At 30.9% G+C, this 22849-nt stretch carries 24 protein-coding genes and 1 pseudogene; 12 read left to right on the plus strand and 13 right to left on the minus strand.

Annotated features, from left to right (window positions below):
• Positions 1 to 159 precede the first annotated feature (159 nt).
• The 5 genes from FBR08_RS13505 (at position 160) to FBR08_RS13525 (ending at position 5048) form a co-directional block, all read left to right on the plus strand.
• Complete coding sequence (locus FBR08_RS13505; protein WP_138983284.1) at positions 160 to 390, plus strand: hypothetical protein; 231 nt, start codon at positions 160 to 162, stop codon at positions 388 to 390.
• 1 nt (position 391) lies between these two features.
• On the plus strand, positions 392 to 1072 hold the full coding sequence (locus FBR08_RS13510; RefSeq protein WP_158963201.1) for a hypothetical protein: 681 nt from the start codon (positions 392 to 394) through the stop codon (positions 1070 to 1072).
• On the plus strand, positions 1059 to 1979 hold the full coding sequence (locus FBR08_RS13515) for a WG repeat-containing protein (protein ID WP_158963202.1): 921 nt from the start codon (positions 1059 to 1061) through the stop codon (positions 1977 to 1979). Before FBR08_RS13510 ends, FBR08_RS13515 begins: the two co-directional genes overlap by 14 nt.
• A gap of 230 nt (positions 1980 to 2209) precedes the next feature.
• The gene (locus FBR08_RS13520; protein WP_158963203.1) at positions 2210 to 3223 is read left to right on the plus strand and encodes a toll/interleukin-1 receptor domain-containing protein; all 1014 of its coding nucleotides are present in this window, start codon (positions 2210 to 2212) and stop codon (positions 3221 to 3223) included.
• Between the two features lie 220 nt (positions 3224 to 3443).
• A complete protein-coding gene (locus tag FBR08_RS13525; RefSeq protein WP_158963204.1) occupies positions 3444 to 5048 on the plus strand; it encodes a tetratricopeptide repeat protein in 1605 nt (534 codons plus the stop codon).
• 262 nt (positions 5049 to 5310) lie between these two features.
• Here the strand turns inward: FBR08_RS13525 and FBR08_RS13530 are convergent, their stop codons facing one another.
• The 6 genes from FBR08_RS13530 to FBR08_RS13555 all read right to left on the minus strand — a co-directional run bounded on the left by FBR08_RS13530 (position 5311) and on the right by FBR08_RS13555 (position 9858).
• Positions 5311 to 5784, minus strand: a complete 474-nt coding sequence (locus tag FBR08_RS13530; RefSeq protein WP_158963205.1) for a hypothetical protein — start codon at positions 5782 to 5784, stop codon at positions 5311 to 5313.
• A 3-nt stretch (positions 5785 to 5787) separates the two neighbouring features.
• A complete protein-coding gene (locus FBR08_RS13535) occupies positions 5788 to 6702 on the minus strand; it encodes a relaxase/mobilization nuclease domain-containing protein (protein ID WP_158963206.1) in 915 nt (304 codons plus the stop codon).
• 2 nt (positions 6703 to 6704) lie between these two features.
• Positions 6705 to 7004: a plasmid mobilization protein gene (locus FBR08_RS13540; protein WP_158963207.1), complete on the minus strand. Its 300-nt coding sequence runs from the start codon at positions 7002 to 7004 to the stop codon at positions 6705 to 6707.
• Positions 7005 to 7179: 175 nt separating this feature from the next.
• Positions 7180 to 8046, minus strand: coding sequence for a CHC2 zinc finger domain-containing protein (locus FBR08_RS13545; protein WP_121965717.1), 867 nt, complete (start codon positions 8044 to 8046; stop codon positions 7180 to 7182).
• Positions 8047 to 8262: 216 nt separating this feature from the next.
• The gene (locus FBR08_RS13550) at positions 8263 to 9495 is read right to left on the minus strand and encodes a primase-helicase family protein (RefSeq protein ID WP_121965716.1); all 1233 of its coding nucleotides are present in this window, start codon (positions 9493 to 9495) and stop codon (positions 8263 to 8265) included.
• A gap of 66 nt (positions 9496 to 9561) precedes the next feature.
• Positions 9562 to 9858 (minus strand): DUF3853 family protein, encoded by a 297-nt coding sequence (locus tag FBR08_RS13555; RefSeq protein WP_121965715.1) that lies wholly within the window; start codon positions 9856 to 9858, stop codon positions 9562 to 9564.
• A gap of 345 nt (positions 9859 to 10203) precedes the next feature.
• Between FBR08_RS13555 and FBR08_RS13560 the strand changes: the two genes are divergently transcribed.
• Both FBR08_RS13560 and FBR08_RS13565 read left to right on the plus strand, forming a co-directional pair.
• The gene (locus FBR08_RS13560; protein WP_121965714.1) at positions 10204 to 10713 is read left to right on the plus strand and encodes a hypothetical protein; all 510 of its coding nucleotides are present in this window, start codon (positions 10204 to 10206) and stop codon (positions 10711 to 10713) included.
• 16 nt (positions 10714 to 10729) lie between these two features.
• Positions 10730 to 12253, plus strand: a complete 1524-nt coding sequence (locus FBR08_RS13565) for an RNA-directed DNA polymerase (RefSeq protein WP_143824809.1) — start codon at positions 10730 to 10732, stop codon at positions 12251 to 12253.
• 27 nt (positions 12254 to 12280) lie between these two features.
• Here the strand turns inward: FBR08_RS13565 and FBR08_RS13570 are convergent, their stop codons facing one another.
• Both FBR08_RS13570 and FBR08_RS13575 read right to left on the minus strand, forming a co-directional pair.
• The gene (locus tag FBR08_RS13570) at positions 12281 to 13162 is read right to left on the minus strand and encodes a hypothetical protein (protein ID WP_121965712.1); all 882 of its coding nucleotides are present in this window, start codon (positions 13160 to 13162) and stop codon (positions 12281 to 12283) included.
• Entirely contained in the window at positions 13159 to 14430 is a 1272-nt protein-coding gene (locus tag FBR08_RS13575) for a site-specific integrase (protein WP_121965711.1), read from the minus strand. The genes FBR08_RS13570 and FBR08_RS13575 overlap by 4 nt, the downstream gene beginning before the upstream one ends.
• A 1167-nt stretch (positions 14431 to 15597) precedes the next feature.
• On the opposite strand from FBR08_RS13575, the gene FBR08_RS13580 reads away from it, so the two are divergent.
• Positions 15598 to 15867: a cyclic nucleotide-binding domain-containing protein gene (locus FBR08_RS13580; protein WP_233266118.1), complete on the plus strand. Its 270-nt coding sequence runs from the start codon at positions 15598 to 15600 to the stop codon at positions 15865 to 15867.
• A 496-nt stretch (positions 15868 to 16363) separates the two neighbouring features.
• Positions 16364 to 16903, plus strand: a complete 540-nt coding sequence (locus tag FBR08_RS13585) for a sugar O-acetyltransferase (RefSeq protein ID WP_158963208.1) — start codon at positions 16364 to 16366, stop codon at positions 16901 to 16903.
• Between the two features lie 241 nt (positions 16904 to 17144).
• On the opposite strand, the gene FBR08_RS13590 is transcribed toward FBR08_RS13585, so the two are convergent.
• Positions 17145 to 17768, minus strand: a complete 624-nt coding sequence (locus tag FBR08_RS13590; RefSeq protein ID WP_233266119.1) for an isochorismatase family cysteine hydrolase — start codon at positions 17766 to 17768, stop codon at positions 17145 to 17147.
• A gap of 38 nt (positions 17769 to 17806) precedes the next feature.
• Entirely contained in the window at positions 17807 to 18295 is a 489-nt protein-coding gene (locus FBR08_RS13595; RefSeq protein WP_158963210.1) for a nuclear transport factor 2 family protein, read from the minus strand.
• Between the two features lie 102 nt (positions 18296 to 18397).
• Between FBR08_RS13595 and FBR08_RS13600 the strand changes: the two genes are divergently transcribed.
• Complete coding sequence (locus tag FBR08_RS13600) at positions 18398 to 18721, plus strand: MerR family transcriptional regulator (RefSeq protein ID WP_158963211.1); 324 nt, start codon at positions 18398 to 18400, stop codon at positions 18719 to 18721.
• A gap of 88 nt (positions 18722 to 18809) precedes the next feature.
• Here FBR08_RS13600 and FBR08_RS17085 read toward each other — a convergent pair.
• Positions 18810 to 18958: pseudogene (locus FBR08_RS17085) on the minus strand (DNA-binding protein); the annotation flags it as partial.
• Between the two features lie 126 nt (positions 18959 to 19084).
• Positions 19085 to 20677, minus strand: coding sequence for a hypothetical protein (locus tag FBR08_RS13610; RefSeq protein WP_158963212.1), 1593 nt, complete (start codon positions 20675 to 20677; stop codon positions 19085 to 19087).
• 178 nt (positions 20678 to 20855) lie between these two features.
• Between FBR08_RS13610 and FBR08_RS13615 the strand changes: the two genes are divergently transcribed.
• Together FBR08_RS13615 and FBR08_RS13620 are read left to right on the plus strand one after the other, a co-directional pair.
• Positions 20856 to 21251, plus strand: a complete 396-nt coding sequence (locus FBR08_RS13615; RefSeq protein WP_158963213.1) for a helix-turn-helix domain-containing protein — start codon at positions 20856 to 20858, stop codon at positions 21249 to 21251.
• A gap of 94 nt (positions 21252 to 21345) precedes the next feature.
• Complete coding sequence (locus FBR08_RS13620) at positions 21346 to 21984, plus strand: hypothetical protein (protein WP_158963214.1); 639 nt, start codon at positions 21346 to 21348, stop codon at positions 21982 to 21984.
• Positions 21985 to 22096: 112 nt separating this feature from the next.
• Here FBR08_RS13620 and FBR08_RS13625 read toward each other — a convergent pair whose 3' ends face one another.
• A complete protein-coding gene (locus tag FBR08_RS13625; RefSeq protein WP_158963215.1) occupies positions 22097 to 22762 on the minus strand; it encodes a hypothetical protein in 666 nt (221 codons plus the stop codon).
• Positions 22763 to 22849: the final 87 nt, after the last annotated feature.

Consider the following 22849-nt stretch of genomic DNA (forward strand, 5'->3'; position numbering starts at 1 on the left):
TTTGGAATTCTATTGTACATTTGTGGTAAATTGAACATTTGTGCTTCTAATTCCCCCACTTCGCCAAGCCCCAAAACGTTGTAGGCAATGCTACCAGCATACCGCCACAATTTGACCGCTTTAATACGTAAATTTGTAAAATAACTAAAACTCTAAAATATGTCAATAGATTGGTATCAATGTAAAAAATGTGAAACTTTGATTAAGAATTCAACTCAGCCAAAATCTAACGGATGTCCAAGAGGTGGTCAACACGATTGGAATAAATTAGGAGAAGTTGGAAATACAAATTATTTATGTAAAAAATGCTCAACTTTAATACAAACGGACAAAATGCCAAAATCTAATGGTTGTATTTCAGGAGGACAGCACGATTGGAAAAAAATGTAATATGAAGGTTTATGCAGAGTTTATAAATGATGAATCGTTAATATTTCGCACAAGAACTTTACTGCAATTTGGTGATTCTTGGGATTTAATTGGTTCGATTGTTATGAAAAATCCAGGAAGTGCAAAGCCAGGAAAAGGAATCGATAATGTAATTGCTGAAAAGTTGTCAAAATATTATAATGAAAAAATAAATTCAGAATGTTGGTTCGTTTCCGATGGTGACCCGACGATGAGAGATATTTTACCAATTTTCAATGGTAATTATGTGAACAAAAATTTTAAACTTGATGGCGTTATTCAAATTTTTAATTTATACAATATTTGTTCACCCAATGTAGATTTTGCACATAAAAAAGGTAATGAAACACAATCTCCATTTCTTCTACCTGATGTAGATGCAATGATTTTAGATTTCAAGAAGAAACCCGTATACATTGGATTTGGTGACTTCTACACAAATAAAAAATCAAAAAATATTGCTTTTCTTAAGAATTCAGCAGTTAAAATTTTCGAATTTGTAAAAAAAAGTGCATTTGATTACTTGGAAGATGACTTCTTAATTGACGAACAATATTATCATAAAAATCATTTTTATCATCCTCAATTCTTAAACAAACCGTCCAAAAGAGAAAAATATCTACCGACCTTGGAAAAATTTGCAAATTTTTATGAGAAAAATTGAGCCGAGAGAAATCGATGATGATTTATTCACCTATTTCGAGAACACAGGTGAATATCCAATAGATTGGGAACAAGTTGCGTTGTTTGACGAAGAAACGAATTTAGCCGTAGTTTCTGTTGACGGAATTTATGGTGCGATTAATAGACAAGCGGAAATCGTAATTCCGCTTGTTTATGATTACGCTATGATCAAATTTTCGGAAGGTCTACTTGGAGTCAAAAAAAATAACAAATGGGGTTATATTGACACAAATCACGAAATTGTAATACCTTTTGAATACGACAATATTGCAGATTATAAATTTGAGAATGGTGAATATTGGATGAAAAATGATTCAATTTTAGGAATTGCTGATGATTTCCGTGGAAACAAAGTTTTTGTCTGCAAAAACAGAAAAATAGGATTAATTAACAATAAAAATGAAATTCTATTCCCATTTATTTACAAAGATATATCATCTTGTAACGAGAAATATTTGACTGTTTCATTTGACAAACTGAAATATGGTTTGGTAGATTTTACAAACAAAACTGTTTTGCCTTTTAATTACGATTTATTAAATATCAATGGCGACTATCTCAACTTCGCAGAATTAAGTGAAGTTACTGTTGAATCTTACGATTCGGGGGTCAATTTTACTATTGTAAGGGAAAATAAGTTAATAAAACACGGAATAATGGATTTTGCAGGTAACATCATTGTTCCTGCAATTAGTGGTTCGGAAATTAGGAATTTTATTGATGGTAAAGCAATGTGTTATGATTATGAAAAACAAGAATTTTTCATTTATGACACAGATTCAAATGAGATAATCTTTGCACCTGAAGATTTAATAGAAAATGAATCTGAAACTAACAAAGTAAACTATATTAGAGAAAAAATGGGAATGGAACCAGTCGTATATTAAAAGCACTGCCTACAACATAGTATTGGCAAAAGACGGGGTGAATATTGTCTTTGAGAATTCAGCTAAAGTATCCGCAAAAATGCTTTTCATATTCCTTTTTTTTTGTAATTTAGAAATCTGAAAAAGCATTTTGCTCAGGTCGGTTTTCCTTTGAAATTGTCTGCAAAGTAGCCCGTCCTTCGCCAATACTTTTTCCGTTACCAGCAATTTTAACAGAGAGCGTACTAAGAATGAAAATATTTATTTCCCACTCATCAAAAAATAAAAATTTTGGTGAAAAACTTGTTGAACTTTTAAGAAATATTGGAATAAAAGAAAGTGAAATAATCTACACAAGTAACACTGCTTATGGAATTCCTATTGGACAAAATATTTTCAATTGGTTAAAGTCGCAAATTACCGAGAATCCGTTTGTAATTTATTTATTATCAGAAGAATACTATCAAAGTATTGCTTGTTTAAATGAAATGGGAGCTGCTTGGATTATTGAGAATAAACATGCAGCTATTTTTACTCCAAATTTTAATCTTTCCAGTAAAGAATTTCAAAATGGAGCTTTAGATCCACGAGAAATTGGCTTTTATATAAATGATGAAGACAGAGTTCTTTCATTTATTCAATTATTATCAGAAGATTTCGATATAACTAAAAATCATTTACTCATTTCTCAAAGTGTTAAAAAGTTTTTAGCTGATATTAGTAACATTAAAACTTTTATAACATCTCTACCAACGTCCACTATTCTTGACATAAAAGAACCTATTAAAAAAAATGAAAAAGTTGAAGAACGAAAAGTCATAGAAAATCCTACAACTAATCAAACATCAAATAAAACTGATTTATTTTCAAAGTTTACAGATTTAATACTTCAAGGAAAATTAAAAGATGATGAATTAATACTTATTCATTATATAATTGAAACAGGAAGATTTAAATTGATGACAGGTTGGCAAGAAAGTCAAGAAATTGATAATATTGTGGAATGGGAAAAAATTAATGAAATTGAAAATAAGTTATCTAAAAATTACAGTTCTGTTTTAAAGAGATTAGAATTAAGAAATTTTACTGAAGTTTCAGCAGTTACAAGCTCAAACAATCCAAAAGAATTAAAAATTAAAGAAGAAATAAGTCAACATTTACTTGATTTACCACAAGATATACAAAGCAAAATTCACGAAGTAATTGCTAAAAACCATTTTGAATATACTGACGAAACAGAACAAAATGATATGTGGAACTTTTAACAAAAACTGCTGGTAACATCGCATTGGCAAAATGGCGGGTTAAGTGCAAACTTCAACTTTTGTGCTTTTTATTCCGCCGAATGTGTTCCACATTCAGCTTTTTTTTAATAATTTAGCTTCTGTGGAAACACATCGGCTACGTTACTGCTAAATTGAACTTTTCGTCCAATTTATCCGCCACTTCGCCAATGCGTTTCCCGTTGGCTGCAAGCTTAAGAAAATGACAACAGACGAAATAAAAACATTAGCCAAGAAGAAAAAGCAGGAAGGCTACATTGATGAAGCCTTGAACCTGTTTAAACAGCTTTGGGAATTGGAGAAAAACGAATGGAATGGTTTTTTTCTTGCTCAATGCCTACGTAAATCTGACAATTATACTGAAGCAAGAAAACTTCACAATGAGTTAGAAAAGGTATATCCAAATTTTAAACCTTTACAAAACGACAAATTATGGCTTGACTATAGCGAAAAAATAAAGGATTGGCAGAATCCAGATTTAGTCAAGGACGCAGAAGATATATTATCAAGGGCTGATAAATATGACCAGTATACTTCAAGCGTTTACACCAAAACCGTTTTAAATGTTGTTAAGCATTTGTGCTATGAAAACAATTATTACGATGCTTACAAATGGTTGTTAAAATTAGACCAATCGATTATTAGTAATTCTGTTTTCAATTATCAAGGTCAAACTTTCCCAGCCGACAGGAAAGTATACTTTATCAGGTACGCAGATGTATTAATCCAACTTCATATATACACAGATTACATAGAAGCTAGTTTAAAATCATTGAATTTCAAGCAGTCAAAAATATCGGAGTTTAAAAAGCATATATTAGATGACATTACCTTTGATGACTATATTTCTAGAGTAAAATTAGCGAAACATATAAAGAACTTTCAAGAAGAGTTTCACCTAAGACTTAAGAAAGCACCTAGTAAAATTTATAAAAAGGATAAAATAACATTAGTTAGCGATTTAAGCCACTATTTATTTTGCCCTGTTTCCTTTGCTATAAATGAAACTTTTCAAATAGAAGCAAATACGACTTGGGAGAAAGATGAATGGCTAGGAGAGAAAAAGCTTTTCATTGATAGACATAATATTTTTAAAAGAACGAAAAGCTACGAAGAAACTTTTGAAGACAGTAAAATCAGCATTAATTCTGACCTAAAATCCAATTTTGATTATTTGTTCAACTCATTGATTCGGGTCAATAATGCCACGAATCCAAAACCTACGATTTATTCTAACAAAACAAATGATTTAAAAGGTGCGCCCGATTATATATTGGAAGATGGCTCAGGGATTAAATTTGCAATAACCGAAAAATTTTCAAGCAAATATTTAGCGGATTCTCAGACACCTTTTGAAAGCGACTTAGTAAAGCATTATGCCTTTATTGACGAACTTAAAAATTCGAATGTCAAATTTGGTTATTTAATTACTTGGTATTGGCAATTAATAGACATAGAGACTGACAACGGAAGCATAAAAAAGAAAATTATTGTCAGTTCTTATAGATTGACTAAGATTGAAAGCAGTCAAATAAATTCAAATAAATTGAATCGTGCTATTTCTCTAGTCAATAACTTTAAAAAAAACAATCAAATTGAAATTGATGGAGATAGGATATCCTTCCCAAACAAATGTCTAAGTTGCAGTGTGATTTCATATTGTAACCATAAAACGGGTAACTTCAATAGTGTAATTTTGCCGTATGATTTGAACTCAAACAAAGTTGAATTTGAACCTAATTTTGCGTTTACAGAAGAAACAGGCTCAAAAATTATAGACGATAATGAAGATGATTTACCATTTTGAAACAAGAAAGCCAGCAGCCAACAGCGTGTATGTAGCAATAGCGGTTGAAGTGCTAAATCGAAGGTCTGTGCTTCTAAGAAACCTTGTGCTAAACGGACAAGAAAGTGCTTCTAATCCGCTACTGCACATACACGCAAAACGTTAGCAATTCTTTTAAAATAGCATAAAATATTCCAACAAAGTTATTCTGTAAAATTTTGAGCACTCACAGCTCTAAAAATTTTACGGAAATAACTTTGCTTAACATTTTAGTCTTTTTTTTTCACTCTTTGAAAAGCTTGGTTGTTTTAGGATTTTCAATGAAAAACTGATTTACATTTTCTAATTGATTGATTAATTCGTCTTTCTCATTAACTAGTATCTGGTACTCCGATTTATCAATAGTATTCTTAAATGTTACATACATAGAAAACCCTATTGTTAAAATAAAGAAGATGTTCAATAAAATAAAGTAAAACAATCTTTTAGAACTAACAGCCTTATGAACCTTTAAAAGCTCCTCATTGTTTTTTGTTATCTTTCGATGAAATTGCTCGAAGTCATCTTGTAATCGTTGCTGTTGTTCTTTTTCTATCTGTCGGAGTTCAGCAACATTGACTGTTACTTTGATATTGCTCAATTCTTTGATAGTATTTAAATGAACTTTTTCGCTTCGCTTTATCGTTTGTTCTAATTGTATGACTTGCTGAAGTAATATTTCAGTCATATCAGTGAGTTTTGGTTGGTTCTTTGCCATAGTTTATCTTTTTAATATTCTTCGTTTTCGTTTTTTCTGTTCATCGTCTTCATCATTACCGCCAAACTGAAAAGTAGATAGCATACTAAACAAAACAGATACATCTGTTTTCCAATTCTGCATTTGTGGTTCGGATGTTTCTTGATTAGTAAATAGTTTGTTTACTTCATCCTTAGACTCTGCACTTGTGGTATTTTTAAATAAGTCATTGAGTTTCATGTTTCGGTCAATTTCACTTGCTTTTAGGTTTGTACCTGTTGGTAAATGAATAAATCGATACCCTTGTATATTTCCCTGTTTATTAATCGTAGGCTTAACCTCAATCTGTTTTTCTAGCATTAAGCGAATGTATTGTTGTAAATCTTTAGGTTTCTGTCCTAAAACTTCCCTGTGAGCTGATTTAATAGCGTTTTTAGCTATTAAGTTTGTGTTGTCAGCTCTTTGCTTCTTGTTCTCATTTTCTTGCCTTATAGAAGTCCATCCGTATTTAAGTACTATCTCGTGAGCTACTCTTTGAGCTTCAAACCCAATATAATTATCTTTTAAAGCCTTTCCGTTTTCATCTATGCGATTGGCGATGATGTGAATATGCTTGTGCTCTTTTTCTGTATGAACAAAAGCAATGTATTGAGCTTTGGTAGGATCGATTTGTAAACCAAGTAAAAACTCAACTGCTAATGCTCTTAAATCTCTATCACTCATCTTTTGACTATCTGTAATTGTTGGAGATATAACAGCTGATATTGTGTTGTTTTTACATTTGCTGTTCTGATTTTGTAATATCTGCATTGTTTGAAACATATCTTTCGGAGTTTCCCCCGAAAGATTATTTCTCAATAGTTCATATCCCTTTTTAGCATCAATTACATAATTGAATAATGCTGTACCACCAACACAAGATTTTGCTTTAGCTATCATAGTTACAGTAGTTTTTGTAAGTGAGTACGAATTAGATTAGCTGTTTCAATGGAGTGTTCTTTAACTCCTGTTGTATCGCCAAGCTTAAATAGGTTGCTTATTCGCCTAAAATTATCAGCGTATTTGTTGAGCAGTTTGTAAACTTCAACTTCATCAGGAGTTAATTTATACGCTAAAGAATAGTCAAGTGCTGTGTTTCGGATGTATTCCGACACGCTACAACCCACTTTTTCTGCCTTGTTTTTTATGATTAGAGCTTCTGTAAGGGTAACTCTAAATTCTATCTTCTTTGTTTTTTTCATCGTCTTACCCATTTTGCGACCTTCGGGAGAAAAACGAGTGGTCTTTGGCTGTCAAATTTCCAATTTGTAAGGACAAAGACACATCTCGATAATTAGGACGTCAAATCACAGTGTAAAATCCACAGGTCAAATCACCTTTGCAAGAGTCCACAAGTCAAATAACATCCTGTACTTCTCACACCGAATTGTTTGGATTAATAGTTCTTAAATAATCGTTTAAATCTTTGTACTCTTGATACAATAAGCGTCCATCAACAGCATTATTTCCATAAGTATCAAGCACTTTTTCGGTGGCTAAATCACCTGCCTTATCATTGTCAAAAAGACAAACGATTGATTTATATTTAATTTTATTAAACTCATTCAGTAATGTACTATTTAGCGTAGTAACAGAATTCAGTATGATATAATCAAATCGGTATTCTACATTTGGATAAAGAGTCAGAAAGCTTATAAAATCACTCCAAGATTCTAAGAGGATTACCTTCTTAGAATTATTACAGATATAAGAAACTGCTTTAGAGCCTAAACACATTTTTACATACTTATTTCTAAGTTCATATCCGTCCACATCATTTTTAAAACCAATGGCGTAATACGATTTATCATTCAGCGTATAGTGTATCTGTTTGCAATACTTCTTAACCGCTTTAAGGCATAGTTTTCTGCTTTTGGCATATTGTATAAGATGAAGGTTAACTATCTCTGTAACGGTTGTTATTTCATAATTCTTTTCACTTTGAGCGGTGATATTTAAAACAGTCGGCTGAACAAATGAAAAAACATTGTTGTCTAAAATGCTCAAAGCAGATTTTAGATTACAATTATTATAACGCATCACAAAATCGAGCGTTGTTCCGCCAGTACCTTCTCCAAAATCATAATAGAGGTTTTTGGCTAAGTTGACTTTAAACGAAGGTGTTTTTTCCTGTCTAAACGGACTGATATACCACCAACTTTCACTAGCTATTCTCTTGGGGCTATAACCTAACTTTTCAAGTAGGTCAATTATTCTTATTTGTTTGGCTGTATCGCAATTCATAGTTTTTGATTAAAGGGTTAAAAGTGTGTTTTATTTGATGCAATGATGCAGAAAGAGTGTATGTATCTGAAATTCAATTAAGTAATCTGCATCAATCTTGCATCACTGCATCAAACTGATTTTGTTTTCTGCATCACTCTTGCATCAAATAAGGTCTTTTTTAAGTTTGATGCAGAGTTTGATGCAAGCCAAGGTATTGTTTATCAGTTGTTTAATCTATTCTTGCATCAAAGCATCAAATGTTTTATAGAAAAAAGGTTTTTCTATGGTATAATACCGTCCTCTGCGTTCTACTTTTACAAACTCTCCGTGTGATAGAAGTTCTATCCCTTGATAAGATTTGGTGTTATCCTCTGGAGTGAAATCCCACTTTTTTAAAGTCTTTCTTATTTCACTAGCAGAGATAAAAAGCTTTGGGTTTATTTTTCGAAGCAAAAGCAGTATATCATTTGGGGCAATACAAAGTAATTGTTCGTCTATCTTCTCAAAACAAAGGTGTATTAGCTCTATCATCGCTACTTCAACTTTGTTTTTACTGATTAGCTTTAACAATGACTCGGTGAGTATCTGTTTGGGTGTAAACCACATTCGTGTTTTTTGCTTCGACTCTAAAGGTCTTAGAAGCAAAAACGCAATGAAGTGTGGTATCTCCTTTTTGAGCTTATTTACAAAAAAGACATCTTCGGATTCAATGGGCTTAATCTTTCGGATCCAAAACCTGATTTCTTCTTCATCTATTTGAATAAAGTTGTCCTCGTTGTTTGAGCACAGGATAAACTTGGCAAAGAACTCAATCTCTTGTCTGTCTTTTCCCTTGGCCTCCACTTTGTCTTTATCGGTGGTGGAGAGATACTTTAGGCGTTCTGTGATTTCCTTTCTATCAAAGAAGACCTCGTCTATAGCTACAAGTAGCATATTTGCCCAATCGGCATTGAACTGAGAGCTAAAGGAATCTCCTTTGATGTAGGTCATATTAAGCCCAAAGATTGTTTTAAGCCACTTGATAAAGGAGCTCTTCCCTGTTGCCCTTTCTTTGCTGACCAAACAAAGTATAGGCAAGGGCTGTGTTGGCTGTTCATATAACAGCTTTAGGTAGTCTAAACCATAGAGATACTGCTCACCGAAGATGTGCTTTACAAAGTGTAAAGAATTGGGTATGTTGTTCTCTAACTGTTGTAAACTCAGATTATCTTCACTTGGTCTTATCGTGAGCTCGTGGTAGGTATTGTAAAAGTTATCTACCAAGAGCTGATAGTTTAGATGATCTGGAATACAGCAGAACCCATCGAGTTTTAAAACGTTTTCCAAGTAGGACTTTCCGTGATCCGATACAATGGTTTCACGATTCCAACGAACTCTTACTTTAACTTTATCACCTGATATTAAGGGTTTTTCGATAATTTTAAAATAGGAAGTCCCTACTCGGATATAAGGTATATCTAAGGACATAATACTTTTTGATTTTAATTAATTGAATGTGATTCTTACAAAGGATGATTTGTAGTGGTTATCCTTTTACTTCTTTGCAAAGAGTTCTAATGCTAAATCAGCATCGACAATGATCTTTCTACCATACTGCAAAATAGCACGTTTGATTTTACCGTCTTTCTTTATTTTGTTAGCAGTAGATATACTGCAACTAAATAATTTGGCTATACCAGCAATACCATACACGTAGCGTTTGGTAGGTAATTCATTGGATTGCTTTTTTGAATGAGTAGATTCATTCATCGCTATTTCCTTTAGTAAGTCTAATAGCTCTTGTCCTGTCATTTGCCAAACAGGCTTTTCTTTTAATTCGTTTAAATACATACTATAAAGTTTTTTAGGTTGTACAATTGCTTCGTTCGAACATTGTAAAACTACCTATCAAACTCTGTGATAGTATGTGATAAATGGAAATATATTAAAACATAAAACACTAATAATTAATGATTTGTGTTTAATTAAGCGTTTTAATGTGTGATTAAAGTTGTATTATAAATTTATTGCACCAAAATAAACTGTAAAGTCATAATTCATGTTGAAATAAGTACAAATATTAGCAAACTTTGGTTTTAGAGATTCTTTATTCTCTTAATAGTTAGGAAATGATTAAATTCACCTGATTTTGAAATAATAAAAATCAAGTAATTATAATTTTTTAAATAGTTATAGATGATAAATTGGTTAAATAAGAGATATGGCACTTCTTTTACAGAAAATAATATACAAAGCATTAAAGACTTTTCATTAATATGGAATCTATTTGAAGGTAAGTTTTTTGGAACAAGTTTTAGCATTATTAAACTAGAAAGAATATTAACAGATGTAGATTTTGTTATTGATATTGATTGCTTTCTACCATATTTAGATTATTTCAAGAACCGCTATGTTAATCAAGAAGATAACACGATTAACGAACGGTTCAATTTTTTACAACTTAGACCAAATGATAGAAAAGATTTTGTCGCAAGGGTGCTATTAAATAGAGAAGACATATCTAATTATACAGAAACTAACACTCAATATGAAGTAGTTTTAGCGATATCAATAATTGTATATAGGTTTCGTAATAATCTTTTTCACGGAATAAAAAACATTCAACATATTGATCAACAAGAAAAAAATTTTATAACAGCAAATAGTTTTTTACAAACTATAATTGAAACAATTGAAGATAATTAATTTAAGGCTTATCAAAATGAGAGATTATAGTAGTTATATAGAAGAAATTTCCGACATTGATTTATATGAAGGTTTGGTAGGATATGGTCTTTTTGCAGAAAAGATACCTGATTTCTTGACTAGCATTGAATTTTTAGATTTTACTAATTCAATGACTTTTCCAATTAACAATAAACCTAAGGATTTTATTAGATATTCAAGCATGAGAAATATCAATATACTTAGACCTATGGCAATTCCAGAACCCTTTGCTTACGCTAATCAAGCTAAATATTTAGCCAATAATTGGAATAAATTACAGGACTATTTCTTTGAAAAAACTAAAGATAATGCATTTAAAATTAGTCGTATTCATCTACGTAAATTAGAAAATAGATCAGAATTGTTTGAAATGAATTATAAGAATTTCTCAAAAGATGGTGATCCAGAACAAGATATTGTTATAAAAAGTAAGTATGTTGCATTAGCAGATATATCAAATTGCTTTCCAAGCATATATAGCCATTCAATATCTTGGGCGTTAGTGGGAAAAAGTATTGCTAAGTCTAAGTCAAAACCAAGTGACCAAAGTGAATGGTTTAATACAATTGATTTTAATACACGTAACTTAAAGCACGGAGAAACTAATGGTGTTTTAATAGGTCCGCATTCCTCTAATTTGATATCTGAAATATTACTTGTCTCAGTTGACAATGAGCTTAGTAAACAAAAATTCAACTATATTAGAAATATTGATGACTATACTTGTTATGTAAATTCATATGAAGAAGCTGATAGGTTTTTTCTTTGTTTATCTGAAGAGTTGAAGAAGTATGAGCTAGCTTTAAATAGTAAAAAATCAAAAATAATCCCTCTTCCTCAAGCAAGTGTTAAAAAATGGGTTACTAAATTAAATCATTTTAATTTTACTAATACCTATCAAGTTAATAGTGTCGAAGCGATTAGAGTTAAAGAGCTAAAAGGATTCATTGATTTTGCGATTGAATTAATGCTAGATGAAGATTCTGATGTTTCAATTTTAAATTATGCAATCAAGATTATTTCTAATAAACATTTAGATAAAAACGCAAAAAATTATTACATAAAGCAAATTCATCATTTGGTTTTATTGTATCCTTATTTAGTACATATATTAGAAAGTAAGGTATTTGAACCTCACGATATAAGTAAGGATATTATTAAGAATATGGCTCACGACCTATACCTGTATGGAAGTAAAAAGAAAATATATGAGGCTTGTTCCTATGCTATTTATTGGGCTATTAAATATGATTTTAAACTTGAAATTCCAACGATTAAAAATGACGCTATTGATTCTTTAGATTGTATCTATTTAATGATAGCTTACTTATATGATAAGAAGCATAACAAGAATGCATATCTAAAAGAATATAAAGATCTTTCTAAGTCCTTGAAAACAGATGATTTTGATAGGTATTGGTTATTTATCTATGAGACATTACCACATACTGAATTATCAGAAAATTTTAAAGCATTAAAAAAGAAGAAAGTTACTTTTATAAAAAATAAATTCCTTTAAAAAACTTAAAAACAGATTTTTACGATATTAATTATGCCCATAAGACTTAATCGTATTCACGTTCAAATTCAGCTCAGTACAAACAAATTCTCGCCACTGGTCTTTAATTTGTTTGTCAACTTTATCAGTATAAGGCTTTAGTTCTTTAGCAAACTTGGTCACTTGCTTAAAAGGCTGTGTAAATTTAGCTTTGGGCTTTCTCCTGTTTAAAATCAGGTAGAAATCCTCAAAGCTTATATCCTCAGTACTAAAACACTGCATCAAGATACACTCTTCGTATAGAAGATTAACTTGCATACTTGTAAAAAGATCATCGTCTAAGTTTAACCGTTCCTCAGGGAAATAAGTTGTAATCCAATCTTTCGCTTTGGTGATATGTGTTTTAAATGAGTTGTAATAATTGGTTAGTAGGTAAGTATTCTCTTTTTCAAAGACTTCCTTTTCGGTATAAAGGTCAGAAAGTTCTTTTCTGAAATACTCAATATCAGCATCATTTAGATCCTTTGGTGCTTCTAAGGGAAGCTCTCTTTCTTTAACGTGCTTTAGATCCTCTGTAGCAAGCGCAATCTTATCGTTAAATAGGTGCACAATATATACTCTGTGGTACAGCTTATAGAAATCAAGGTTTTGCATCTTAGTATTATGCTGGTCAAATAACAAACTTAGCTGTTCAAGAAGTAAAGCGATATTGTTTAAAGCTCCCTTAGAAAAGTTGCTATTTCTTATTTCAATCAGCAAGGCTTCAAGGTCTATTGCGTCAAGTTCTTTAGAAACTGTAGCATAAGACTCTTGCTTGTAACATTGCCAAATATCATAGGTAAACTCATCAGATTTAAACTCATCTAAGAGTTTGTCTAATGTCTTAGAATACTGACTCAGCTTTAAAGTAGTTGAAATGGTATCGCTCATATCGTATCAAATTTAGTCATTGCATTAGCCTTGATTGAATCCGCTATATCAATGTAGGGTTTCATAGATTTATAATCAGAATGCCCTGTCCATTTCATAACCACTTGTACAGGTATTCCCAACGATAAAGCAGTACAGATAAACGTTCTTCGCCCTACGTGAGTACTAAGATGTTCATACTTGGGTTTAACCTCTTCAATTCGCTTATTTCCTTGATAGTATGTTTCTCTAATAGGCTCATTGATTTCTGTTACTTCTCCAAGAGTCTTAAGAAACTCATTCATCTTTTGATTAGAGATAACAGGTAGTGCTTTATCATCTTCAAAAGGAACTTCTTTATACTTCTCTAAAATAGCTCTACTGTGTTTGTTTAGCTCTACACGTAAGTAATCATTTGTTTTCTTGGTTACAAACTCAATAACCTCGTTATTGATATCTTGTTTAGTCAGGTTATAAGCATCAGAGTATCTAAGCCCTGTATAACAACAAAACAGAAGTACATCACGCACTCTATCAAGGTAAGGCTTATCGCTTAAATCTTTTGCTTTGATTTTATCTAATTCCTCCTGAGTCAAAAAGATAATACGCTTAGAGGTTTCTTTAAGCTTGGGCTTAAAACTCTCAAAGCTATAGGGGATAGTATAGTTATTACTTCTACACCATTTAAGAAACCACTTTACAAAGCTGATTTGCTTTTCAATGGTACTATTGCGCATTTGTTTCTTTTCTCTAAGAAAAGTAACATAATCTAAGAGTGTCTTTTCATTAAGATCCGCAAATTGAAAATCACTCTTAAAAGTACTAAGGTGCGAGCGAACTGTTTTAAACTTGGTGTAAGTAGCATCCGTCCAATCGTTGCGTTTACCACTACTTTTTACAAACTCGTCAAAAGCAGTGAAGAGATTCTTTTCTGTTGCTGACTTTATCTCTTTGTCAGAGTAGCGTTTTACTTCATCTTTGAAGAGTTCGAAAGAAGGCATTTCATTCTTTAGTTCAAACTCTTTAAATATTCTATCCACAATGGTAGTAAGTTCACTAAGAGCGGTGTTTATTTCTGAGGAACTTTGCTTAAGTTTGTTAGTAGAACCGTTGCGTACTTTTTCCTTATCTTCATCCCACTTAGAAGCATCGATGCGATAACCTGTAAAGAGTTCAACTCGTCCACCGTTATAAACAACACGAGCACGGATAGGGACATTCTCAACTACAAGAATATTGTCCTTTTTTCTTTTTTCAATAGCGAAAGTTATTTTTCTTTTTATAGTCATGGCTAAAAGTATTACACCCAAATATACACCCAATTTTTATACCATCATATACTATTTAACTACATTTACACGAACGACCAAAACTTTAACTTATTGATATGTAGTAAAATAACACATTAAAGGATTTAGTAAACCTATACGTGTTATTCCCTCTTTCTCCGCAAAGAAAACCGATAGTGTAACTATCGGTTTTTTTATTTTGTAAAAAGAACGGAAAGCTCGCTTTCTGCGTTCTTTTTACAAAATAAAAAAGTGGATAAGCGTAGCTTATCTGTTTTCTTTGTGTCTATTTACCCCCTTTGGGATATGTAATCCCTTTTGTATAAACCGTAAATGTTTTCGTTAGATCCAATGCAACGAAGTATCTGTTTTCTTTGTGTCAATTAACCCCCTTTGGGATATGTAATCCCTTTTGTATAACCCGTAAATGTTTTCGTTAGACCCAATGCAACGAAGTATCTGTTTTCTTTGTGTCTATTTACCCCCTTTGGGATATGCAATCCCTTGTGTATAACCCGTAAATGTTTTCGTTAGACCCAATGCAACGAAGTATCTGTTTTCTTTGTGTCTATTTACCCCCTTTGGGATATGCAATCCCTCTCTTCAATAAAAATGAAAGTATCAACTGTCATACCGAGTGAAACGAGGTATCAAGCGTAATTATTCTTTCAAATGATATTTTCTTTTGTCTTGATACAAAAGAAACAAAAAATCAAGACGAATAACAAATACCGGTCAAAAGGAGACTTCTAAGCTAAAGGAAAAGGACTCACTTCGCTCAAACAGCTTTTCCTTTTTACGCTTATTTCGTCTTTTTTGACACTCGGAATTGGTTATGATGTCAAAGGAAATTGTCTTGCTATTGAAATATTCGTTGTAATTAAAACTTTGATCTGCTCTTTTGGATTTTGTTTTGTCTTATTATAGTCCAATTTTCGGTTCGTAATCACCTCGACGTAGGAGAGGTCGATGAATCTACACTACGTTTCGATTTCATTTTACGCTTATTTCGTCTTTTTTGACACTCGGAATTGGTTATGAGGTCAAATTATTCCTTTTAATCCCTTTGTGCAGTATAAACCTAAGAAGACTGAGTTAATTAAAAATATTTTTTAGCTTTGAATTTTGGATAGCGTTGATCAAAGAGTACTAATAAAAATAGGAGTAATGGAGCATATGGAGCAGATGGATATATTTGAAAATTATCTATTTTCAATTGGAGGATTGCAAGTTGAAGAGATTAAGATCACCTCCCAATTCTTTGAAGCTGTATCCTTAAAAAAAGGTGATTTTTTTATTCAGGAGAATGAAATCTGTCGCTATATTGGATGTATTGCCCATGGTGCTGTAAAAGCTTATGGTAGTGATAAAGAGGGTAAGGAAAATATAACTTGTTTTAAGTTTGAGAATGAATTACAAATCAACATTAATTTTTAGTTGTGGCAGGATTCGATCTGCTTCTTGTAAATGTCTTTAAATCAATTAAATTTCTTGTTGATAAGAAACAACTTACCTAATAGCTTACGCCTAAAAAAGTGAATAAATCCAAGATATTAGTGTTGTTTATTTTGAAAACCTCTTTGTTTTCAGTTGTTTTACAGGTTTTTCTTATTCAGATATGAAAGTACTAAGTAACAACTTTTGGATATTCCGAAAATGATTTGAAATAATAGGTGGAATTTTCAAAGGAAGAAAAGGTGTTTTTCGTACAATCAAATACAGTATGTATAATGATAGATAGCCTGAAGAGAATATACCGACTGATTGCCACCAATAAAGAGATTAAAGAAAATCAATGTTAGAAATATTGGCTTTATTTTTAATTTAGCTGTTGATTAAAATAATAAACATTTTACAACAAATATAAACGAATAGCTTTCACCAAATTTGAGAGTTAACTGTAATTTTTTCCAAACTAAAACAAGTTAGTCATATGAAGACAGATAAAATTGAATATGTAAGAAATGATGAAAATTTAAAAGAAAGTTTCATTAAAGCAGGCAAACTTCTTCAGATTTTTAATTCAATAGATTATGAAAACGTTGTAGATAAAATAGGTGTTTTAAAGGAACTTTTAGGAACAATAGGAGAGGGGATTTCTGTTGAACATAATTTTCATTGCGATTTAGGTGAAAATATACATGTGGGAGATAATTTTTATGCAGGATTTAATTGCACAATTCTTGACATGGCGGAAGTTAGAATTGGAGATAATTGCTTGATAGCACCAAATGTAGGGATTTATACAGCAGGTCATAATATTAATCCAGTTGACCGATATAAAACGGGTTATGCCAAACCAATAACAATTGGAAATAATGTATGGATTGGAGGTCATTGTGTAATAATTGGGGGAGTTAAAATTGGAGATAACTCAATTATTGCAGCAGGTTCAGTAGTAACTAAAGATGTTCCTGAGAATTCAATTTTTGCAGGAAATCCGGCTAAAAAAATTCGAAATATTGAGCAATAAAATTATTGCAAAATGGAGAGTGAATTTACGGCTAACTGAATGTTTCTGTTTTTATCATTTTACATTTTTATTTTAGTTATAGAACAAATCTGCTATCCGACACTGTTTTATCATTGGCAACTTTTTAAAACGATATGATTTTTATGACAAGAGCCGTATGAAACGAGAGTTTCACGTACGGTTCTGTGAGAGGCCTGAGTTGAAATACTTTTGCCTACTTGACTTTGTAATCTAGGGGGCTTTATTCAAAGCTTAACCCCCTAAATTCATCTGTAGTTAGTTTTTGGCCAAAGTGATGTACAATTTCATTTAAAAAGTAATCTTGTTGCATTTGGTTAAAAGCTGAGGTAGCATCTGAGATGACAAACGTATTATATCCTTTTTCATGTGCATCTCTAAAGGTACTTTCAATACAAACCTGTGTTGCATATCCAACAAGGTAGAGGTTATCTATTTTATTGTTTCTTAGATAAACATCTAAATTAGAACCAGTAAATCCACTAGCTCCAGTGCGACCTGTTACTACAAACTCGTGTGCTAAAGGTTTTACTGTTTCAAAAAAAGCTGTACCAAATTCATTTTCTTGAAAGGTTCCTGCATTTGGAATAGCCTTGCGAAGCCCTGCTTCAGCTTTACCCATCTCTGGATATCCTTTTTTAAAGCGCAATCCTACGTGAATGACTTCCATTTTGTTCTCTCGGGCGTACTGAAGTACCTTTTCAATGTTAGTAATAGCGTTTAGCATCATTTGAGTGTCTTGAATTAAAGCTTTGTTCAGCTTCCCTTCTGGATGCATCCATTCATTTTGCGTTTCAATTAAAATTAAAGCAGACTTTGCAGCAGTTTGAGCTAGAATTGTATTCATAAATAATAGATTTAGAAGTAATAAAAATGCTTTTTTCATTATAAATCAAGATGTAAAGGGTTCGTACTATATTCTTTCGATATTTTAGATACCGCCATCCAGGAATCGTCAAATTTGATGTAGGATAAATAATCGGTTATAATTAGTTCCTTGTCTCTGAAAAATTCTGTTTTAACAACAGCTGTACAATCCGTTAGATCCAATACTGCTATTGTATAGTTGAGATTCCGAATACCTGAGCTCATTTTCTCAGCAGAGTTTTTATAGGCTTGAACAATCTCGATCCACTGATCTAAAGAGAGTTTAAACACTTCGTTTCCTTGGGGAACTAAAATATGAAAGGCAGGATGGAAGCCTTGTCTCATTTGTTCCACATTCAATTGGTTTAAAGCCCCTTGAGCGAAGGTTCGTTCCACTAGACTAATGAGTTCGTTTTTTGTGTGTTGTGAAGGTGAATTTTGTGCTGACATGCTAGCTGTTTTTAGTGTGGTTACTACGAGTACTAGAATAAAAAATGTTCGTATCATACATTAGATGTTTATATGTGACTTTAATTGTAAGTAATTTACAATTGCAAATGAAGGACTTATATTTTATATTTACAACATTAATTGTAAATAAATTACAAAATGAAGAAAAGTAAGGATACGACTGATTTGTCTTTTGACTTTGATTTTCTAGATAAGCTGGTGGTTGGAATAGGGGAGGTTGCCCAAATTACGGGGATTCCGACACGTCAAATTAGATATTGGGAAGAGAAAGGAATCGTTACAAGTTTAACGGAAGAAGAAGGAAAAAACAGAAGATACAATTACGAGAATATCAAAAAAATGTTGTTGATTAAAGAACTAATGGAAGAGGGATACACTTTAGATGCTTCAGCAGACAAAGTAAAAAAACGCATGGAGATGATTGAGGATACTTTAAACAAGCTTAAAAAGCATAAAGAATAAGGATTAACCCAAGTTAGGGAAAGCTTGCTTGGGTCTTACAAAAGAATTCATCTGATTTATTGGCTTTCGCTATTAATCATGGTTTCTAAGCTGGCGAAATACTGAGTAATTGTCTTGCTACTTTAGCCTTTACCCATTCAAGAGAACTTTGTTTTGTTTAGCTAATAATTGTTTGAGCTCTCCAATAATTGTTTGAGCAAACAATCTTAAATCTTCTTTGGTGATTTGATTGTCTATGATCGTTGTTTTTTAGGTTAAACAACTAAGGTAAATGGATATAATAAGATTAGTGTAGTAGGAAGGTAAAGAGTATACTGGGCTTTAAATGTGCATGTATAGAACTTAGTAGTTCGTAAAAGATTATTAGCTCCTTTGATCTACTATTGTTTTTAACTCAGCTTGTAATTGAGTAATGATTTCTATCAGTACTTCTGTTTTTTCTGTATCAAAATTAATAAGTCGTTGATGTAGTACTCTATAGAAATCTAATAAAGAAAAAAACTTGCTACCGAATTTATCAAATAAGTATTGATACTTATTTAAGTCAGTATTCACATTTACACAAAGTAACCATAAAGAGTAACTAGATAAGTAATTAGGTAAGTATGATAAATGAGCTAATATATATGTTCTACAAAATGACATAAAATAAAGTGATAGTAGATAAGGAATACTTGGCTTGCATTGTTGGTTCTTTTTTAGTTTCTGTAGATTCTTGAGGAGTTCTTTAGCCGTATTATTAGTGACTGAATTATAGTAGTATAGATCCGTATATAAGGATGTGTGAGGGACTAACCAATGTAGTGATGCATTGTATTTACTAGATGAATAAATCTTGTTCTCCTTTTTTATAATATTAGCAAAGAAATCTTGTGAGCTGTATAATTCTGTTTGAATCCATATTTTCGTATGGGCTATAATAACAAAGTTCGTTTGCTTATTAAACTTATCTTGTAAACGTGACTCCAAGTTCTTAATCTGTTCGTTTTCAAACTTATCTCCTATGATAAAAAGATAGTAAATAGTTTGGTTACAAAGAATTAACGTCTTGTACAGATAAATTTCTTCTATACACTGATTTTGATTTAAGCATCTTTCAATGATGATATCATGAAAAGTATCTTGTTTATTTAGTTCTATAGTTACCTCTGCAATCGCAGGAATGGTTGTTGGGTGTTTGATTAAACGTTTTAAAGACTGAAAGCGGTCTTGAATAAAATTATGAAGTACGTTTTCAATAGTATTAAAAGCCTCAAAGCACTCATGATAATAAACTTCTCTGTCCTCTTCTATTGCTTCTTTTACTCTGTTTATTAAAGCAATAAGGTAGTATTCCTCTTCGTTTCTTTTAAGAAATAAACTTTCAATCTCTGGATTAAACTTGCTTATCGCTTTAATTCGTTGATGTAAGTTATTGATGGAGGTTGTATGTCCGATATAGAGTTCTTCTAAATACTGTAGATGTAATTCAAATAAACGCTCGTAAAGAAGAAACACGCTTGAAACAGCGTCTAAAGACTTATGTGTATTAAGTTCAGAACTTAAAAGGTCGTGATCTTGGAAATATCTCTTTTTATAAATACTGTATTGATCATTAAACTCTTTGAAGCTTCTTGTAGCAAGTTTAGTAAAATCAATTCCTTCTTGCTGATAAACTAGATGCTCTTCTTGGTAGATAAGCTCTATTAGAGGATAACCATGTTTAAACTTGTATATCAAAGCATTATAATCAAATAACAATACGATGATACCGTAGTTCTTAAATAGTTTCTTAATTCCTTTGCGATTGGCAATAATGTCAATATCACTTCTATTATTTAGGTGTATAAGTAAATAGGAAGTCATCTCTATAGTATTACTACAATAGTAAATTTCTAATACAGAAGGAAACTCTGTAATAATCTCTTTAAGCTGATTACTTAAAAAGTCGTTGATAGGAAAAATAGTTGTTTTCATAATTATTTATTTTTTTGATTTGATTAAAATTCAATAGAACTCATTGAGTAAACTATGCTATCAAGAAGTATAATATTCTCATTAGGGGATATTTTACAAGATAATTTTCTAACTTTACCATTCAATCTTTTTAAATCATTGGCTTTATCTTTGAGCCTTCTTAACTCAGTTATTCATTATGGAACATAAAATACATCAAGGAAGAAATGTAAAGCGTTTTAGAGAAATGCTTGGAATCAAACAAGAGGTTCTTGCTTTTGATTTAGGAGAAGATTGGAATCAAAAGAAAATTTCTTTACTTGAACAGAAAGAAGTCATTGATCATTCACTGTTACAGCAAATATCAAAGGTGCTAAAAATACCTGTTGAAGCGATTGAGAGTTTTGATGAAGAACAGGCGATTAATTTGATATCTAATTCCGTATCATTTGAGAACTGTCAACACCCCTCTTTTTTTAATTATCAACCTAATTTTAATCCAATTGATAAGGTGATAGAGTTATATGAACGCATGTTACAACAACAAAAAGAAATGATAGAAAAATTAGAACGGTTAATAGAAGAGAAAAAATAAAACTTAAAAAATGAAATGTAACATTTAGCCTTATATCTAGATTTCTGTAAAAAAGTTCTTATAAACTTTTTTAAGATAACAAATTGAAAGTAACATGAACCTAAATAAAAACACAAACTCAATCCTAACATTAGTTTTTTCTATTTTTGCTTTAATTATTAGTATAAGATCATGTGATATTTCAAAAGACGCTCTTAATTATGCCAAAACAATAGAAGCATTTAAATTAACCCCAGGATTATTAGTAGAGTGTGATACTATAGATGTAAAATTTGATTTAACTAATCAAGCAGTTTTACAAGGTTTAAGAATTGTTTTTCCAGATAAAGTAACTTCAAATTTTTTAGATTTAAAAACTAAACCTTATAGTATAAATCAATACATTTTAAGTAGTAAAGTAAAAGGTTATATAGAATCAAAAATTCAAATATCTGATTCCATAGCTGTTATAGGAAATATTAATATTCCTATTATTGTAAACTATTCTGCTATGGTTAATGGTTCTTCACAATATTTAAGAGAAAATAGAGTTTTAATATTTGATGTACATTTTGAAAAAAATCTATCTAAAATAACATTAAATAGCAGTTATTTAATAAACAGAGTTGGATATCCAATTAAAGAAGTATCTTATTGGTATAATCCATTTGGAAAGTCAAAACAAGAAAAAGTTTCAGAGCAAGACAACTTAGATGTTAAAAACCTATTAGATGAGCAGTTAAATAATTTATAGTATTTTTTTATTAATATTTTCTTGTAATTAATTAAAGTAAAAATAATCCAAAAGGTACCCCTACCTAGATTGTGGTAATATTTTCTTTAAACATTATTCAATGGAGTAATTGTTATTTATTGGAATTAATATCTTGAAGTCTTTTATCTACAATAACAATAATATCAAATACTTCTTTGAAATAGTTAAAAGCATTATCAATAGCGTGGTCTTGTATGTGTAATTGAGCTATAGCTGGACTTAATGTTGAAATAGTTTTTTCTTCATATGGTATATTCTCTAATCCATTATTATTTAAAATGTCATTAATTGAGTACATTCTACCTGAAAAAAAATTTGCTGTATTCTTAATAATTTTTTTTGTTTCTGAATGAGAATATGGATTTCTGTAATTATTTTTAAAGTCCTTTAAACACTTATATTCTACATCACTAATTAAATTAATATTTTTCAACTTAGCTAAAGTATTATTTAAAATTTCATTATCAAAATCATATGATTCTAATAACTTAATGTTGTAAAGGTTATCATCTGAATAATTTAACCCCGTTGTTCCATGCTCAATTATTGACAACTTTACAAATCTTTCAAGTATATGATTTGTAACACATATACTTGCTATATAATTGTTTAAAAGAAGACAATTAATGTTCTCATTTATAAGAGTTTTCAAACTACAAAATGAATATAAATCTCTTGAATCAATATATGGAAAATATCTATCAATATTGTTATTGATATTATCTGTAAGGTGCTGAATATAAAACTCTTTATTCATTTTTCTATTTTATACAAAGATACAAATTTTAGTAAATCTCAATTTCCGAGATTAAAGATAGGTAATATTTAATCGTTAGATAATAAG

Origin of the sequence: Myroides fluvii (assembly GCF_009792295.1) — a bacterium.
GTDB lineage: Bacteria > Bacteroidota > Bacteroidia > Flavobacteriales > Flavobacteriaceae > Flavobacterium > Flavobacterium fluvii_A.

Excerpts from the sequence above, each read along its gene's own strand:
- FBR08_RS13580 (WP_233266118.1), top strand. The coding sequence starts at position 15,598 with ATGGAGCATATGGAGCAGATGGATATATTTGAAAATTATCTATTTTCA.
- FBR08_RS13570 (WP_121965712.1), bottom strand. The coding sequence starts at position 13,162 with ATGAGCGATACCATTTCAACTACTTTAAAGCTGAGTCAGTATTCTAAG.
- FBR08_RS13565 (WP_143824809.1), top strand. The coding sequence starts at position 10,730 with ATGAGAGATTATAGTAGTTATATAGAAGAAATTTCCGACATTGATTTA.
- FBR08_RS13600 (WP_158963211.1), top strand. The coding sequence starts at position 18,398 with ATGAAGAAAAGTAAGGATACGACTGATTTGTCTTTTGACTTTGATTTT.
- FBR08_RS13620 (WP_158963214.1), top strand. The coding sequence starts at position 21,346 with ATGAACCTAAATAAAAACACAAACTCAATCCTAACATTAGTTTTTTCT.
- FBR08_RS13555 (WP_121965715.1), bottom strand. The coding sequence starts at position 9,858 with ATGTATTTAAACGAATTAAAAGAAAAGCCTGTTTGGCAAATGACAGGA.
- FBR08_RS13520 (WP_158963203.1), top strand. The coding sequence starts at position 2,210 with ATGAAAATATTTATTTCCCACTCATCAAAAAATAAAAATTTTGGTGAA.
- FBR08_RS13540 (WP_158963207.1), bottom strand. The coding sequence starts at position 7,004 with ATGAAAAAAACAAAGAAGATAGAATTTAGAGTTACCCTTACAGAAGCT.
- FBR08_RS13560 (WP_121965714.1), top strand. The coding sequence starts at position 10,204 with ATGATAAATTGGTTAAATAAGAGATATGGCACTTCTTTTACAGAAAAT.
- FBR08_RS13590 (WP_233266119.1), bottom strand. The coding sequence starts at position 17,768 with ATGAATACAATTCTAGCTCAAACTGCTGCAAAGTCTGCTTTAATTTTA.
- FBR08_RS13525 (WP_158963204.1), top strand. The coding sequence starts at position 3,444 with ATGACAACAGACGAAATAAAAACATTAGCCAAGAAGAAAAAGCAGGAA.
- FBR08_RS13550 (WP_121965716.1), bottom strand. The coding sequence starts at position 9,495 with ATGTCCTTAGATATACCTTATATCCGAGTAGGGACTTCCTATTTTAAA.
- FBR08_RS13585 (WP_158963208.1), top strand. The coding sequence starts at position 16,364 with ATGAAGACAGATAAAATTGAATATGTAAGAAATGATGAAAATTTAAAA.
- FBR08_RS13575 (WP_121965711.1), bottom strand. The coding sequence starts at position 14,430 with ATGACTATAAAAAGAAAAATAACTTTCGCTATTGAAAAAAGAAAAAAG.
- FBR08_RS13615 (WP_158963213.1), top strand. The coding sequence starts at position 20,856 with ATGGAACATAAAATACATCAAGGAAGAAATGTAAAGCGTTTTAGAGAA.
- FBR08_RS13535 (WP_158963206.1), bottom strand. The coding sequence starts at position 6,702 with ATGATAGCTAAAGCAAAATCTTGTGTTGGTGGTACAGCATTATTCAAT.
- FBR08_RS13505 (WP_138983284.1), top strand. The coding sequence starts at position 160 with ATGTCAATAGATTGGTATCAATGTAAAAAATGTGAAACTTTGATTAAG.
- FBR08_RS13610 (WP_158963212.1), bottom strand. The coding sequence starts at position 20,677 with ATGAAAACAACTATTTTTCCTATCAACGACTTTTTAAGTAATCAGCTT.
- FBR08_RS13545 (WP_121965717.1), bottom strand. The coding sequence starts at position 8,046 with ATGAATTGCGATACAGCCAAACAAATAAGAATAATTGACCTACTTGAA.
- FBR08_RS13595 (WP_158963210.1), bottom strand. The coding sequence starts at position 18,295 with ATGATACGAACATTTTTTATTCTAGTACTCGTAGTAACCACACTAAAA.
- FBR08_RS13515 (WP_158963202.1), top strand. The coding sequence starts at position 1,059 with ATGAGAAAAATTGAGCCGAGAGAAATCGATGATGATTTATTCACCTAT.
- FBR08_RS13530 (WP_158963205.1), bottom strand. The coding sequence starts at position 5,784 with ATGGCAAAGAACCAACCAAAACTCACTGATATGACTGAAATATTACTT.
- FBR08_RS13625 (WP_158963215.1), bottom strand. The coding sequence starts at position 22,762 with ATGAATAAAGAGTTTTATATTCAGCACCTTACAGATAATATCAATAAC.
- FBR08_RS13510 (WP_158963201.1), top strand. The coding sequence starts at position 392 with ATGAAGGTTTATGCAGAGTTTATAAATGATGAATCGTTAATATTTCGC.